The organism is Rhodococcus sp. SGAir0479 (assembly GCF_005484805.1).
Lineage (GTDB): Bacteria > Actinomycetota > Actinomycetes > Mycobacteriales > Mycobacteriaceae > Prescottella.
The window spans coordinates 299,298-314,354 of record NZ_CP039432.1 but is presented as its reverse complement, the minus strand read 5'-3'; the positions used below and the strand labels follow the sequence as shown (position 1 = coordinate 314,354).

Genomic DNA, 15,057 nt, shown 5'->3' with positions numbered 1-15,057 from the left:
AACTCCGTCCGGCGCCGGTCCCGGTTCGCCTGGTTCCATCGCCCTTCCGACCGTTTCGTAACGTAGGGATCCGTGTCGATCGAAGTTCCGCCCCCGATTCCCACCCCCACCCGGGCCTGGCCCGCGCTGGTGCGTGTGCCGAGGGACGGACGTCGGTGGCCGGGGACGGCGCGGGCAGCCGCCGCCGTCGCACTGCCGGGTCTGCTGGGCATCGCCCTCGGACACGACCTGTCGGCAGCCGTCGCGACGCTCGGCGCGTTCGCCGTCGTCTACGGGGAGAGCCGTCCGTACCGGATGCGGTGGCGGGCGGTCTCGGTCGCGGCGTGCGTGATGGTGGTCGCGGCCCTCGTCGGCGCCTTGGCCGGCAGCGTCGTCCACGATGCGGCCGTGGCAGGCGGATCCGCGCTGTGGCCGCTGGCACTCGTGCTGGCGATGTCTGCGTTCGTGGCGCTCGGCGCGTTCGTGGTCGACGCGCTGCGTCTGGGCACGCCGGGCGCTTTCCTACCGTTGCTGGCCGTCGAGATCGCCTCGGCGCTCCCCGCCGCCGGATTGCCGGTCACTCACGTCGTGGGGTGGACGGCGATCGGCGGCGCCACGGCCGTCGTCGTCGCGATGTCCGGCCGGCCGGTGCGGCCACGCACACCCGAGCGGGCCGCGGTGGCCTCCGCCGCCGCCGCGGTCGACACCTTCGACCGCGCCCGCGACTCGGTGGCCCGACGCCACGCGGCGGTCAAGGCCGTCCACGCGGCCTGGCAGTGCCTGCACGACGCGCGCATCGCCACCCGGGAGCACGCACTGGCCCGCGACCTGCTTGCCGTCCAGGACCGGTGCGTCTCGCTGCTGCACGGCAGCGGGACGGCGCTCGACGCGGACGGTGAGGACCTGTGGCGCCGGGTGCCCGCGCCACGCCCGACGGTCCGTTTCCGGCTGCGGCGGGCGCTGCGTCCGCGCAGCCGCTCGACGCTCATCGTGATCCGACTGCTCGTGGCCTGCCCGGTGGCGGGCGCGGTCGCGATGGCGCTCGGTGTCGCCCGTCCCGACTGGGCGGTGATCACGGCCGCGATGATCCTGCACCAGGGCCCGGACCGGATCCTGGGGACGTACCGGGCCGTGCACCGGTTCGCCGGCACCGTGCTGGGGTTGCTCGTGCTGGCCGCCCTCACCCCGCTGCACCCGACCGGCGCGGCCCTGGTGCTCGTGCTCGCGGCGTCGATGGCCGGGGTGCAGGCCTACCTCGTCCGCAACTACGGGCTGGCGATGGTCTTCATCACCACGCTGGCGCTGCTGCTCGCCGGCCTCGGGTCCCCCGACGACCTCACCGTGGTGACGCGCGACCGGCTGCTGGAGACGGTGATCGGGGTGGTCGTCGCCGTCGTCGTGCTGTGGACGCTGCTGCCGTCGTCGTACCGGGCGGTCCTCGCGGACGCCGACGACCGCGTCGCGGCGACGATCGAGCGGATCGCCGCCACCCCCGACCCGGCCGCGGCTCGCGAGCTCTGCCGCGGACTCGAATTCGACCTGCACTCGGCGACCACGGCCGCGCTCGTGGCCGCCCATACCGACCCGGCGTGGACCGAGTCCCGGTGGGCCCGCCACCACGCGCTCAACGAGGCCGGGTATCGCACGTTGGCGGTCTCGGGCTCGTAGACGACGCCGGGACCGCGTGGCTCGGCCACACGGTCCCGGGAGGGTGTCGGATCTAGCTGCCGGACGGCACGATCAGCACCGGGCAGTCGGCGGTGTGCAGCATCGCCCGGCTGGTGGAACCGAGCAACATGCCCTTGAAGCCGCCGCGGCCACGCGTGCCCACGACGATGAGCTGGGCCTGCTCGGCGTACTCGCTGAGCACCCGCACCGGCCGGTCGCGCGCCACGACGCGTTCCACGGCGACGTCCGGGTACTGCTCGCGCCACCCGGCGATACGCTCGGCCAGCACCACTTCCTCGCCCGTCTGGATGCGGCTCCAGTGCGGATCGTCCGGAGTGGCACCGAGCGACGGCTGCACACTCACATCGCTCCAGACGTTGACGGCGATGAGGTTGGCACCACGCACCGCCGCCTCCGCGAACGCCGCGGCCACCGCGGGCTTGCACGACTCGGAACCGTCGACGCCGACCACGATCGGCCCCTCCGTCGGCGGCAGACCGTCGAGCGTCCGGCCCCGGACCACCGCCACCGGGCACTCGGAATGGGCGGCCACCGCGGCGGTGACCGAGCCGACCACCAGACCGGTGATCTCACCGTGTCCGTGCGAGCCCAACACCACCATCCACGCGTCCTTCGACACGTCGATCAGGGTGGGCGCGGGACGCCCGTCGATCTGTTCGGTGCTGATCTCGACGGGCGCGATGTCCTCGGCGGTCTGCCGGGCCAGCACCTGCGCGCTGTCGAGACGGGAACGGGCGGTGTCACGCAGTTCGTCCTGGAAGCTGCGAGCCAGGTACGGCTCGGAGTAGTAGAACGCCGGGATGTGCACGGCGGTGACGATGTGCAGACGACGCTGGTGGACGGCGGCGGCACGGGCCGCCCACACCACCGCGTTCGACGCCGCCTCGGAGCCGTCTACGGCGACGACGATCGCATCTTTTGCGCTCATGGAATCAGCTTCTCCTTCACACCCGCGGTGTGTTCGGGGACCGGTCGAGGACCATTGTCGCGATATCCGCCCGCCACCGGGTACGTCTTCGGTCCCGGGCGAGCCGTGACACCGAGCACGTCGCGGCCCCGCCCGGGTCTGCGGTCAGTCGACGAGCGCGCGCAGCTTCTCGATCAGCGCCACCCGGCCGGCGCGGTCCGCCGCGAGCGGCTGGACGTTCAGCGTGGTGACGCCGGCGGCCGCGAATGCCGCGACGCGCTCCTTGACGTAGCTCTCGGTGCCGATGAGCGAGATCGCCCGCACCAGTTCGTCCGGCACCGCCGCGGCGGCCTCGTCCTTCTTGCCGCCCAGGTACAGATCCTGGATTTTCTCGGCCTCCTCGGCGTAGCCGTAGCGGCACGCGAGGTCGTTGTAGAAGTTCTTGCCCTTGGCTCCCATGCCGCCGATGTACAGCGCCAGGTGCGGCTTGATCCACTGCAGCATCGGCTCGACGTCGTCACCGATTGCGAGCGCCGGACCCGCGTAGATTTCCAGGTCGCCCAGGCTCGCATCCCGCTTTGCCTTGCCTGCCGCGAGCGCGTCGCCCCACACCGACTCCGCCTTCTCCGGGTGGAAGAAGATCGGCTCCCATCCCTCGGCGATCTCGGCCGTCAGCGCGACGTTCTTGGGGCCGAGCGAGGCGATGACGATCGGAATCCGCTCCCGCACCGGGTGGTTGATGAGCTTGAGCGGCTTGCCCAGACCCGTGCCCTGGTCGGCCGGCAGCGGCACCTGGTAGTACTTGCCCTGGTACTGGACCTTCTCGCGCCGCCACACCTGGCGGCAGATGTCGACCAGTTCGCGGGTGCGGCCGAGCGGGGCGTCGTACTTGACGCCGTGGAAGCCCTCGATGACCTGCGGGCCGGACGCGCCGATGCCCATGACGAAGCGGCCGTTCGAGACGTAGTCCAGCCCGGCCGCCGTCATCGCCGTCAGGCTCGGGGTACGGGTGTAGATCTGGAAGATGCCGGACGCGAGTTCGATCGTCGACGTCTTCGCGGCCAGGAAGCCGAGCTGACTGACGGCGTCGAACGAGTACGCCTCGGGCACGAAGACGATGTCGAGGCCGGCCCGCTCGAGGTCGGCGACCTCCTCCACGGTCTCCGCGAACCCTCCGCTGTAGTTCAAGCCCATACCGATGCGCACTTCGGCGACCCCATTCCGTGTTATCTGTGACGGACGTTACGGAAGTGGACTCTACGACCGCTCGGGCCGAACCACCATCACGGGGCACTGCGCCTTCTGCACCAGCTCGTTGCTGGTCGATCCGAGCAGCAGGCCGCGGAAACCGCCGCGGCCACGGCTGCCGACCACCACCAGCTGCGCCTTCTGCGACCACGCCAGCAGATGGGTGCGGGGGCCGTCGATGTAGAGCTCGCGCTGGACCTCGACGTCGGGGTAGCGATCGCACCACCCGGCGAGCCGCTCGGACAGCACCTCCCGCTCGGCGTCCTCGAAGGCCCGCGGATCCCGGATCGCGCTGCGGCCACCGGCGAGGGTGCCGTGCGGGGTGTCGCTCCAGGCGTGGATGGCGACCAGCGGCACGCCGCGCTGCGCGGCCTCCGCGAAGGCGACGGCGGTCGCGCGCTCGCTGGTCCGGCTGCCGTCGATGCCGACGACGACGGGCCCCTCGGTGGGAACCTCGCCGTCACGCTGGTGGACCACCACTACCGGGCACACACCGTGGCTGGCGGCGTTCACCGCGGTGGAGCCGATCCCGCCGGCCGCCCCGCTGCCGGATGCCCCCAGTACCAGCGCCCGTGAATCCTCGGACAGTGACACGAGCCAACGTGCGCCGCCCAGGGTGGAGATCTCGGTGGAGATGGCGAGGTCGCCGGAGACGTTGCGGGCGACCTCGGCGGCACGCGCGAGGATCTCCTTGCCCTCGTCCTCCATCCAGTCGTAGATGCCGGCGACATCGAGGTACGGCGCACCGTAGGTGTAGGGCGAGAAGTTGAGGGCGTGGATGATCCGCAGCGACAGGCCGCGGTCCGCGCACGTCCGCGCGGCCCACGCGACGGCCGCCTGCGCGGCGTCCGATCCGTCGACACCGACCACCACGGAGTTCTCGTCCCGCGCGATCGACGGCTCCCTGACGCCCTGCTGCATGCCCTCTGCGCTCATCCCGCTCACCCTCTTCCGTTGCGACGAATCGGTGCGGCAAGTCGTGGTCGATCCCCCGGATCGAACCGATCGAGGTGCCGACTCCGACGTTAGTCACTCCAGCGCGGTTACGCGGGGAGGCGGGGGTCCCGTGTAGTTCGGGACCTAAGACCCTCTCCCCGTGTCCGAAGGTCGGGACTTCCCGCCGCGGGGCGCGACACCCGTCACATTTAATTGGAGTCTCATATTCCAATTTTCTACAGTGAAGCCATGCAGCTCACGCAGTTCACCGACCTGGGCCTGCGGATCGTCATGCGACTGGCGACCGGCCCCGGGGCCGACGCCGGATCCGATCCCAGCACCAGGGCGATCGCGGAGCAGCTCGCCGTCTCGTACACCCACGCCACGAAAGTCGTTGCCCGGCTTGGCGAACTTGGCGTGGTCACCACCCGCCGCGGCCGCGGCGGCGGCCTCGCGATCACCGAGCTGGGCCGCACGGCCTCGCTCGGGTGGCTCACCCGCCAGCTGGAAGGCGACGGCGAGGTCGTCACGTGTGAGGGCGACAAGCCGTGCCCGCTCAGGCACGGATGCCGACTGCGCTCCGCCCTGCGCGACGCCCAGAACGCCTTCTACCACTCCCTGGACGGCCTGACGGTCCACGACCTCACGGCGACCGGGAGCTCCCCCGAAAACGTGCTGCTGACGCTCACCGCGCCCACAGCGAACCACTCGTAACACCGAACCGACAGGAGAATCCGATGCTCTCGGAGGCCTCGAAGGAAACCGTCCGCGCCACCCTGCCCGCCGTGGGAGCAGCGATCGGCGACATCACGAAGCTGTTCTACCGCAAGATGTTCGACGCCCACCCGGAGCTCGAGCGCGACCTCTTCAACCGCGGCAACCAGAGCCAGGGCGAGCAGCAGAAGGCACTCGCCGGCGCCATCGCCGCCTTCGCGACACTCCAACTCGATCCCGACCCGGAGCGCGTCCGGACCATCCTGTCGCGCATCGCGCACAAGCACGCGTCGCTCGGCATCACCGCCGACCAGTACTGGATCGTGCACAAGTACCTGTTCGAGGCCATCGTCGAGGTGCTCGGCGAGGCCGTGACGCCCGACGTCGCCGCGGCGTGGGACGAGGTCTACTGGCTGATGGCGAACACGCTCATCGCGATGGAGGCCGGACTGTACGACGAGGCCGGCGTCGAAGCCGGTGACGTGTGGCGCACGGTGCGGGTGGTCCGCCGCGCCCAGCAGTCCGCGGACTCGGTCTCGTTCACGCTCGCCTCGCTCGACGGCGCCCCGCTGCCGACGTTCGCGCCGGGGCAGTACATCTCGGTCGCCGTGCACCTGGCCGACGGCGCCCGGCAGATCCGTCAGTACAGCCTCGCGTGCGACCCCACCGACGCCGAGTGGCGCATCACCGTCAAGCGGATCGCCGCCCGGAAGTTGCCCGACGGTTCCGATTCGCCGGCCGGGGAGGTGTCGAACTTCCTGTACGACAACGTCTTCGAGGGCGACGAGCTGTCCGTGTCGCTGCCCTTCGGGGACCTGGTGCTGCCCGACGACGACGCGCCGTTGCTGCTGATCTCCGCCGGCATCGGCTGCACGCCGATGATCGGCATGCTCGAGCACCTGGCGTCCACCGACGACAAGCGCAGCGTCGCGGTCCTGCACGCCGACCGCTCCGCCGCCCACCACGCCCATCGGGCCGAGCTCACCGAACTGGTGGAGCGCCTGCCCTCCGGCGTGATGCACCGCTGGTACGAGGACCTCGGCGCACGGGAGGCGTTCGCCGGCACCCGGCTGGGCCGGGCGGACCTGACCGACGTGACGGTCGAGCCGGGTACCCGTGCGTTCCTGTGTGGCCCGCTGCCGTTCATGCTGGCGATGAAGGCATCGCTCATCGCCCGTGACGTGCCGGCCGAGAACATCCACTACGAGGTGTTCGGCCCGGACACCTGGGCGGGTGCCACCGCGTAGGAGCGATCGAACGGCACGGCCGTCGGCGACACCCCGTCGCCGTCGGCCGTGCCTCGGGCGCGGTGGTGGGAGGCGTGTTCTAACGTGAGGTGTGGCCCGACCCCAGTTGATCCTGACGCCGCTGACGCCCGCGGCGCTCTTCCTCGTGCTCACCATCGACGAGGGCGGTGAGAACACCGTCCGCGACCTCCTCTCCGACGTCGACGGCCTGCGCAAGGCCGTCGGGTTCCGAGTGGCCGACGGCGGGCTGGTGTGCGTCGCCTCCATCGGGTCCTCCGCGTGGGACCGGCTGTTCGACGGCCCCCGGCCCGCGGAACTGCACGAGTTCGTCGAACTCGACGGCGGCCGGCACCGCGCCCCTGCCACCCCGGGCGATCTGCTGTTCCACATCCGCGCGGTGTCGATGGACCTGTGTTTCGAGCTGGCGTCCAAGATCGTCGGCCGTCTGCGCGGCGCCGCGACCGTGGTGGACGAGACGCACGGCTTCCGCTACTTCGAGCAGCGCGATCTGCTGGGGTTCGTGGACGGCACCGAGAACCCCGAGGACGTCGAGGCGGCCGAGGCTGCGCTGATCGGAGACGAGGACCCCGACTTCGTCGGCGGCAGCTACGTGATCGTGCAGAAGTACCTGCACGACATGGACGCCTGGAACGCCATCTCGACGGAGGAGCAGGAACGTGTCATCGGGCGCACCAAGCTCGACGACATCGAGTTCTCCGACGACGTCAAGCCGACCAATTCCCATGTCGCCCTGACCAATATCACCGACGACGACGGCGACGAGCTGCAGATCCTGCGCGTCAACATGCCGTTCGGCAATCTCGGCGAGGCCGAGTTCGGCACGTACTTCATCGGGTACGCCGCCACACCGGCGGTCACCGAGGAGATGTTGCGCAACATGTTCCTCGGCAAGCCGGAGGGCAACACCGACCGCATCCTCGACTTCTCCACCGCCGTCACGGGTGGGCTGTTCTTCTCCCCCACCATCGAGTTCCTCGACGACCTCCCGCCGGCGCCGGGCATCCGACCGGCCGACACCGAAGACACGAGCCCGTCCCCCGCCGCTGACGGATCACTCGGAATTGGCAGCCTCAGAAGGAGTTCCACACGATGAACAATCTCTATCGCGGTCTCGCCCCGATCACCGACGCCGCGTGGGCGTCCATCGAGGAGGAGGCGACCCGCACCTTCAAGCGGCACATCGCGGGACGCACCGTCGTCGACGTCTCGGGCCCGCACGGCACCGACTTCTCGGCGGTGGGGCTGGGGCGCACGACGACGATCGAGGCACCCGCCGCGGGTGTGCAGGCGCGTCAGCGTCGCGTTGCGCCACTCGTCGAGCTGCGGGTGCCGTTCACGCTCTCGCGCGAGGAGATCGACAACGTCGAGCGGGGCGCGCAGGACGCGGACTGGGACGCGGTGAAGGACGCCGCGAAGAAGATCGCGTTCGCCGAGGACCGCGCGATCTTCGAGGGCTATGCCGCTGCCGGCATCGAGGGCATCCGGGCGAGCTCGTCGAACCCGCCGCTGCGCCTGCCCGACGATGTGCGCGACGTCCCCGAGGTGATCAGCCAGGCCCTGTCGGAGCTGCGCCTGGCCGGTGTCGACGGGCCGTACTCGGTGCTGTTGAGTGCCGAGGCGTACACGTTGGTCAGCGAGACGTCCGATCACGGCTACCCGATCCGCGAGCACATCCGTCGACTGATCGACGGCGACATCATCTGGGCGCCGGCGATCGACGGCGCGTTCGTGCTCACCACCCGCGGCGGCGACTTCGACCTGCAGATCGGACAGGACCTGTCGATCGGCTACCTCTCGCACGACTCGGAGAGCGTCGAGCTGTACTTCCAGGAATCGCTGACGTTCCTCACCTACACGGCGGAGGCATCGGTCGCGCTGGGCCGCGGGTAGGCCGGACGGAGGAGTTCCTCACACCGCCGGGGCGAAGGGTTGACAGCAGGCCCGCAGCAAAGGTTAGCCTAATCTGCGTTACCGAACGGTGATGTACGAGCCCGCCACCCCGGGCGTGAGGAGCAACCTGCCGTGATCGACGATCTGATCGAGTTCGCATACGCCCGGGATATCGTGCGTGAGACGTTGCCCGCGGCCGACGGTTGCGACCACTACGTCCTGGCGTGCCCCGGTGACACGGCGATCCACGTGTGGGTCCGCCCCGACGGCCGCTTCTCGCGCGCCGTCGGCGAGCAGGGCGCGCTGACGATCGGTCAGGTCGCCGCCGCCTCGCGGCTGTCGTATGCCGGTCGGGCGGAGCGCTCGGCCGCCTGAGCCCCGTCGAACGAGAAAGTCCCCGCCCGGTGCGCTACCGGGCGGGGACTCTTCGGTTTCGGGCTGCGACTCACATGGTGGTCGAGGCTCCGCGCCACGTGACGGCGACGCCGCGCTCCTCGAGCCACGTCGACGGGTCGATCTTGGTGCCGTTCGCGCTCCACACCTCGAAGTGCAGGTGCGGGCCGGTGGACTGGCCACGGTTACCGACGGTGGCGATCTGCTGGCCCGCGACGACGCGCTGGCCGACACCGACCTGGTAGTCGTTGATGTGCCCGTAGACCGTGGTGGTGCCGTCGTCGTGCTTGACGCGGACCCAGAGACCGAAGCCGGAGGCCGGACCGGCGTCGACGACGACGCCGTCGGCTGCAGCGTGGACGGGCGTGCCGATCGGGGCGGCGATGTCGAGGCCGTTGTGGCGCTCACCCCATCGCGGACCGAAGTCGGACGTCAGAGTTCCGGAGACGGGCTTGACGGCACGCGGCGCGACGCCGGTGGAGCCGAGCGCGGCCCTTGCGGCATCGCCGATCGCGCGGACGGCGTCCTCGACCTGCGGGAGGCCGGCCGGGATCTGCACGGCCTCGACGGCGTCGATCATCTGCTGCGGCGTCGCCGCCGGGGGAAGCACGGGGAGCTGGATCTGCGAGAGGTCGGGCAGCGGCGGCAATTCCGGAAGCTGGATCCCGGCGGGCAGGAGCCCCTCGGGGAGCTGGAGCTGAGCCGGGGCCCCGACCGGCTCCGCGGCTGCGGATCCGGCTCCGAGCTGCGCGCCGGCGGTGAGGATTGCACCCGTGGCCGCGGCCACCGTCGCGGCCTTGACCCCGGCCCCGGGGCCTGAGGTCTCACCGCGGTGCCGACCCCGCGGGGCGGTCGGGTCGAGCTCGATGAGAACAGCGTCGGATGACATCCGGCGATGGCGTCCCACAGTCACTTACCTCGTCAATCGGATTCTTCGGCCGCACACTCCGGAGTGCACTCGATCTTGCTGCCGGGCCAAAGTAACAAATCCATATACGTCTTGGCCACCGTTACCTGATCTTTATTTCTCGAACCCGGCATCGGTGCTGCGAGGCGGTCGCGCTCGGGCTGCCGCATGGGCGTCAGCTGCCTGCGGTGGGGAGGGAGCGCACGTGCGCGACGCCTCGGCCCGCGCCGGGGGCGCGGCTCGACGGATGACCGCACGCGGGCCTCGCCGGGTATGCCCGGCGACGCGACCGATTCATCAGCACCGGCCTCCGGCCGCTACACTCCCTAACTGCGGAGCAGTGCCAACGCGCTACGCTGCGCCCCCGCCCTCGTAGCTCAGGGGATAGAGCACGGCTCTCCTAAAGCCGGTGTCGCAGGTTCGAATCCTGCCGAGGGCACCCCACTCACTCCTCCGAAGCTCCGGCAAGGATTCCGTCGGCGGTTCGGTCGTACTGACGAACCGTGGATCTGATCACCTCGGCGAATTTGTAGATGTCCACGACCGTCTCGATGTCATGCCGGGTCCCGACCTTGTTCCCAGCTTCGAAGGTCGTCACGAACTTCACTGATTTGCCGTTCAGATGCAGCCGAATGATCGGCTTACGGTTGTTGTCGTCCAAGAGAATCGCGCAGTACGACTTCGAGTCGCGATACACGACCCGATTGGGCGCCACGACCGCTACGGCGATCGCCCGAACGATATTGAAGCCTTCCAGCTCCTCGTCGGTCGTGACGATATCCGGGTCAGGACCATCCAGCGCCACGGCTTCGTCGTGAGTGATGACATCGACGACTTCAACGTGCGTGGTCGCGGGTTGCACGCCTCCGGATTCTTCGCCCAGTGCACTCTTGAGGCGGTCATTCACCTGGTCCGTGATGTACTGGCTCGCCGCTTTCGCCACGAGTCCGCGGAACTGGTCGACGACACGCTGGGTTGCCTTGCCGTCGTACACCCTCGCGACGAAGTACCGGATCCAGTCGTCCGTCGGTTCCTTGATTTCATTGGCAAGCGCTCGTTTGACCAGGCCGATGTACTTGAGCTCCTCGGCCGCGCTGATGACTGATTCGAGATCGAAGGACTCCTTCGACAACTTCTGGACCTCCGCTACGAGAGCGCGGTCGACGTCGAGGAGATCGAACACCAGGAACGGCTTCTCGTCCATGCGGTTCGGAGCATCACCGTCCGTATAGACCTGATACACCTGCCCGTTCGTCAGAATCGCGATACGGGCGGAGGTCACTGCGAAGTAGCGGAAGAGCTGAGAAGCGTGCTGAAGGCTGAGCGCCTCGCCGACCTTCTTGCACTCGATCAAGATTTGGACTTCGCCATCTTTCTTGATGGCATAGTCTATCTTCTCCCCTTTTTTGACGCCCACGTCGGCGACGAATTCCGGAACGACTTCCGAGGGGTCGAAGACGTCATACCCGAGCACTGACGAGATGAACGGCATGATGAGCGCGTTCTTCGTCGCCTCCTCGGTGAGGATCTCACTCTTCCGGTCACGAACCTTGCCGGCGAGTGTGTTGATCGCGTCGGCGAATTCCATTTCCCCAACCCCCCTGTTTGCCTGACACCCACTTTGAGCAGGAAGTACAGCACAACAAAAGCCGGAAAAGTACGTTATCGCCGAAAGCCCGCGCCCCGCGTGACACAGTTTGGGTCGGTCCGAGCCCTCGCCGCAGTTGGCGCGACGACTCTTGATCAAGAGTCGCGCAGGCCCTCGATCCCCACCACGGCCACCCCGCTGAACACCCGCGCGCCGCTCTGGTTCACGGTGACGACGGCGAGATCGGCAACTGCTGCGCGTTCGTCGTCTTCGCGCAGACCGGTGACTTCGGTGCGCGCGGTGAGGGTGTCGCCGGGCCACACCTGCGAGAGGATGCGGCCACCGAACGACAGCACGTTCGCATGGCCGACGCGGTCGGTGATCGCCCGTCCCGTCATGCCCATGGTGAGCATGCCGTGCGCGAAGACGCCGGGATACCCCCGGTCCCGCGCATAGACGTCGTCACTGTGCAGGGGATGGAAGTCGCCCGAGGCGCCGGCATACATGACGAGCTGTGCCCGCGAGAGGTCCTCGACCAGCCGGGTGGCCCACACGCTGCCCACCGCGAACCCGTCTGCACCAGAGGTCGATTCGCCTCCCCGGTGCAGCGTCGCCGCGACCGGAGCGGTCGGCAGCGACGGGAGTGTGGGCTTGCGCTCGACCATCGCCGACACCCAGCGCGCGGTGGCGACCGTGGCGCCGTCCGAGTCCCGGTAGTCGGTGAGGATCTCGGTGAACGTCATCGTGCCGGCACGACGGCCACTCTTCTCCCACGAGGCTCCCGGACGCGAGTCGGCGACCAGTCGGTCCCCCGCGCGGATCGGGCGGTGGAATGTGAAGTGTTGCTCGAGATGGAACCCGGACGGCTGCTCGCGCCCACGCGGCTGCGCCCCCAGCCACGGCACACCCGGCCGCGGGCGGCGGGCGTACTCCGGATCGAAGTGATCCGCGGCCATGAGGAACGTGGGTGGCGCGACGAGCGCGCCCGTTCCCGTGCGGTCGATCAGATCGACGTCCTCGAACGCAGACGCGGTGTCCCCGATCGCCCGCGCGAACTGCATGAGGTGGGCACCGTGAACGACGAACTCGTACATCCAGCGAACCTTTCAGACGGACAGAACGATCTTCCCGAAGAAGTCGGACGACTCCATGAGCCGGTGCGCCTCCGCGATCCGGTCGAGCGGAAACACTTCGTGGACAACGGGACCGACGGAACCCTGCGCCACCAGTCGAAACAGCTCGGTCAGCACCTGGCGAACCCGCTGCTCGTCCGGCCGACCCACGCCGAGAACCGACAAGCCGTGCTCGAACACCCGGCCGAGATGGAGTTCGGCAAGGTGACCCGCGGTCACACCGGTGGTCACGTACCGCCCGAAGGGCCGCAGCGAACGGATGGCGTCTGCGAACACCGGGGCGCCGACGTGGTCGAGCACCACGTGTACGCCGGCACCGGCCGTGAGGTCTCGGATCCGGGTGACGATGTCCTCGCGGTAGTGGTCGATCACGGCCACCGCACCGAGGTCCAGTGCCCGCGAGCGCTTCTCGGACCGGCCCACCGTCGTGATGACGCGACAGCCGGCCTCGCGGGCGATCTGGATGCCGAAGCTGCCCACCCCGCTTCCGCCGGCGAAGATCAACACGTCCTCGCCGGGGCGTATCGCCGCCCGATTGACCAGCGCGTCGTAGGCGCTGCGTCCGGCGGTGGGGACGGCGGCGGCCTCCTCGTACGAGCACCCCGGGGGCAGCGGCAACGTCCACACGGCCGGGACCACCGCCAGTTCGGCGTGGGTGCCCCGGCGGCCGATCGCCACCACGTCGGCGCCCGGCACGAGATCCGGGTACGTGCGCTGCGCCGCCTCCCCCACCGCCACGACCGTGCCGGCCACGTCCCGGCCCCCGATGTGCGGCGGGGTGACGCGCATCCCGTGTGAGCCCTCCCGCCAGTACACGTCGACCCGGTCGAGCGCCGCCGCCTTCACGCGGATCAGGACGTCGGTCGGCCCCGGGACCGGATCGGGCACCTCGCCCACGCACAGGACGTCCGGGCCACCCTGGCGGGTGTGGTACGCGGCGAGCATCGGCGGCTCCTCGACTCGGAGGCGACCGAGGGACACGGTCGCATTCCGCGAAACATCTCACACGCCGCGTTCGCAGCCCCCGTGAGTTCCACCCAACGGAATCGAGGGCCGGATGCGCCTGCGTCACCGCGGGATCGGCTCCGCAGCGACGTTGCGTTCACGGAGAGCTCAGCGTGTCCAGCACCACCGGGTCGATCGCCTCGGCACAGGCCGCGGCGACCAGGCGTTCGTGTACGGCCACGGCGTCCGCCTCGGTCGCGTGCCTACGGGATTCGAGGAGCTCGTGGTCGCGATCGAAGACGGCGGTCTCGAAGATCATCGGTACGTGGGACTCGCCCGCCAGGTCCATGCCCAGCCACACCGTCGCGACGTCGCGGATCCAGTCGAGGTCGCCCATGTCGAGCACCGTCACGCAGCGGACCCGGTCGTACCCCGGCGTCGCCAGGAGTCGCTGGGCGTCGGCCGCGGGAATCGGCCGCCCGCTCCGGTCGTACCACTGTCCGGATGCCGGGTTCACCATCGGTGCTACCCCCTCGGTCGGGTCACGCGGACGTTGTCCCACCGATCGTATGCACCGTCATGCCGCGTCGACACGGACATCGCCGACACCGGCCGCCACCGGCACCGCCGCGGGTACCCGTCGCGCCCGCGGGCGCATTCGAACCACCGAACCGGACGCGACTGCGAACAGTGCACCCGCGATCCCGGCCGACATCGTTCCCGTGACGGCGATCCCGAACATGAACAGCCCGGCTGCCAACATCCAGCAGATCACGCCGCCCGCGAGGGGACGACCGACCAGGCAGTCGACCCCATCCCATTCGTCCGTAACGGCCCGAACACTCACCACATCACCGATCCCTAGTCGCCCGTCCCGACCGGACGGTCGGACACCAAACCAACTTATCTGTGTCCGATGATATAGATTTATTGCAAGATCTTCAGAAGACTAGATGCATCTCGAACGAAAGGAAGCGGGCGCCTCCCCGGAGGCGCGGTGCTCACACCGAGGAGAACGATCGCCACGCCGCCTGGCGAGGCCGGACGAGAGAGACGAACGCCATGTCGCGCAACCACGAGTACTTCACCGACCTCTACACCGATGCCCTCATCGCTTTCGCAGCAGCGACGCACCTGCCCGCATGCGTAGATCTGATGGGGACCGGGTATGTGATTCGTGCCGACTTCGAGTTCGGTCGCTTCCTCGTCGCGTCCAACACGAACGGCGGACTCTCCGACACCCGCAGCGAAGACGAGCTGTGGACCGTCGGGGTGTACCAGCAGTCGGCGACGGGCGCGAAGCTCCTCGCGACCGAGGCCGACCACGGCCTCATGGGCGCGTACGGCCGCGCCGTCGAGCAACTCGAAACGGCCGGCTCGTGGGCGCCTGTCGAAGTCGACCTGGGCCGGCCCATTCCGCTCGTGGAGGGCGCCGCCTAGCCCATCGACGTCCGCGGGCA

At 69.3% G+C, this 15,057-nt stretch carries 16 protein-coding genes and 1 tRNA gene; 8 read left to right on the top strand and 9 right to left on the bottom strand.

The annotated features are described in order from the left end of the window. Positions 1–72: 72 nt before the first annotated feature. Entirely contained in the window at positions 73–1,647 is a 1,575-nt protein-coding gene (locus E7742_RS01525; RefSeq protein ID WP_137797310.1) for an FUSC family protein, read from the top strand. Positions 1,648–1,699: 52 nt separating this feature from the next. Here the strand turns inward: E7742_RS01525 and E7742_RS01520 are convergent, their stop codons facing one another. The 3 genes from E7742_RS01520 to E7742_RS01510 all read right to left on the bottom strand — a co-directional run bounded on the left by E7742_RS01520 (position 1,700) and on the right by E7742_RS01510 (position 4,759). After that, positions 1,700–2,596, bottom strand: a complete 897-nt coding sequence (locus E7742_RS01520) for a universal stress protein (protein WP_137797309.1) — start codon at positions 2,594–2,596, stop codon at positions 1,700–1,702. 144 nt (positions 2,597–2,740) lie between these two features. Then, the gene (locus tag E7742_RS01515) at positions 2,741–3,781 is read right to left on the bottom strand and encodes an LLM class F420-dependent oxidoreductase (protein WP_137797308.1); all 1,041 of its coding nucleotides are present in this window, start codon (positions 3,779–3,781) and stop codon (positions 2,741–2,743) included. 51 nt (positions 3,782–3,832) lie between these two features. Continuing rightward, positions 3,833–4,759 carry a universal stress protein gene (locus tag E7742_RS01510; protein ID WP_137797307.1) on the bottom strand — a complete coding sequence of 309 codons (927 nt, stop codon included), beginning with the start codon at positions 4,757–4,759 and terminating at the stop codon, positions 3,833–3,835. Between the two features lie 249 nt (positions 4,760–5,008). Here E7742_RS01510 and E7742_RS01505 point away from each other — a divergent pair, with 249 nt between their 5' ends. The 5 genes from E7742_RS01505 to E7742_RS01485 all read left to right on the top strand — a co-directional run bounded on the left by E7742_RS01505 (position 5,009) and on the right by E7742_RS01485 (position 9,006). Next, positions 5,009–5,473, top strand: coding sequence for an RrF2 family transcriptional regulator (locus E7742_RS01505; RefSeq protein ID WP_137797306.1), 465 nt, complete (start codon positions 5,009–5,011; stop codon positions 5,471–5,473). 23 nt (positions 5,474–5,496) lie between these two features. Further along, a complete protein-coding gene (locus E7742_RS01500) occupies positions 5,497–6,720 on the top strand; it encodes a globin domain-containing protein (RefSeq protein ID WP_137797305.1) in 1,224 nt (407 codons plus the stop codon). Positions 6,721–6,811: 91 nt separating this feature from the next. Further along, positions 6,812–7,834: a Dyp-type peroxidase gene (locus E7742_RS01495; protein ID WP_137797304.1), complete on the top strand. Its 1,023-nt coding sequence runs from the start codon at positions 6,812–6,814 to the stop codon at positions 7,832–7,834. After that, a complete protein-coding gene (locus tag E7742_RS01490) occupies positions 7,831–8,631 on the top strand; it encodes a family 1 encapsulin nanocompartment shell protein (protein WP_137797303.1) in 801 nt (266 codons plus the stop codon). The genes E7742_RS01495 and E7742_RS01490 overlap by 4 nt, the downstream gene beginning before the upstream one ends. 132 nt (positions 8,632–8,763) lie before the next feature. Continuing rightward, positions 8,764–9,006: a hypothetical protein gene (locus E7742_RS01485; protein WP_137797302.1), complete on the top strand. Its 243-nt coding sequence runs from the start codon at positions 8,764–8,766 to the stop codon at positions 9,004–9,006. 70 nt (positions 9,007–9,076) lie between these two features. Here E7742_RS01485 and E7742_RS01480 read toward each other — a convergent pair whose 3' ends face one another. Beyond that, positions 9,077–9,931: a M23 family metallopeptidase gene (locus E7742_RS01480; RefSeq protein ID WP_137797301.1), complete on the bottom strand. Its 855-nt coding sequence runs from the start codon at positions 9,929–9,931 to the stop codon at positions 9,077–9,079. Between the two features lie 366 nt (positions 9,932–10,297). On the opposite strand from E7742_RS01480, the gene E7742_RS01475 reads away from it, so the two are divergent. Beyond that, positions 10,298–10,370: transfer RNA gene (locus tag E7742_RS01475), tRNA-Arg, on the top strand. A 6-nt stretch (positions 10,371–10,376) separates the two neighbouring features. Here E7742_RS01475 and E7742_RS01470 read toward each other — a convergent pair. The 5 genes from E7742_RS01470 to E7742_RS01450 form a co-directional block, all read right to left on the bottom strand. Beyond that, positions 10,377–11,519, bottom strand: a complete 1,143-nt coding sequence (locus E7742_RS01470) for a type I restriction endonuclease (protein ID WP_137797300.1) — start codon at positions 11,517–11,519, stop codon at positions 10,377–10,379. 155 nt (positions 11,520–11,674) lie between these two features. Continuing rightward, positions 11,675–12,613 (bottom strand): FAS1-like dehydratase domain-containing protein, encoded by a 939-nt coding sequence (locus E7742_RS01465; protein WP_137797299.1) that lies wholly within the window; start codon positions 12,611–12,613, stop codon positions 11,675–11,677. Between the two features lie 12 nt (positions 12,614–12,625). Beyond that, positions 12,626–13,597: a quinone oxidoreductase family protein gene (locus E7742_RS01460; RefSeq protein ID WP_137797298.1), complete on the bottom strand. Its 972-nt coding sequence runs from the start codon at positions 13,595–13,597 to the stop codon at positions 12,626–12,628. A gap of 157 nt (positions 13,598–13,754) precedes the next feature. Next, positions 13,755–14,117 (bottom strand): hypothetical protein, encoded by a 363-nt coding sequence (locus E7742_RS01455; protein ID WP_137797297.1) that lies wholly within the window; start codon positions 14,115–14,117, stop codon positions 13,755–13,757. 57 nt (positions 14,118–14,174) lie between these two features. Next, a complete protein-coding gene (locus E7742_RS01450) occupies positions 14,175–14,444 on the bottom strand; it encodes a hypothetical protein (RefSeq protein WP_137797296.1) in 270 nt (89 codons plus the stop codon). Between the two features lie 215 nt (positions 14,445–14,659). On the opposite strand from E7742_RS01450, the gene E7742_RS01445 reads away from it, so the two are divergent. Further along, the gene (locus tag E7742_RS01445) at positions 14,660–15,037 is read left to right on the top strand and encodes a hypothetical protein (RefSeq protein WP_137797295.1); all 378 of its coding nucleotides are present in this window, start codon (positions 14,660–14,662) and stop codon (positions 15,035–15,037) included. Positions 15,038–15,057 lie beyond the last annotated feature (20 nt).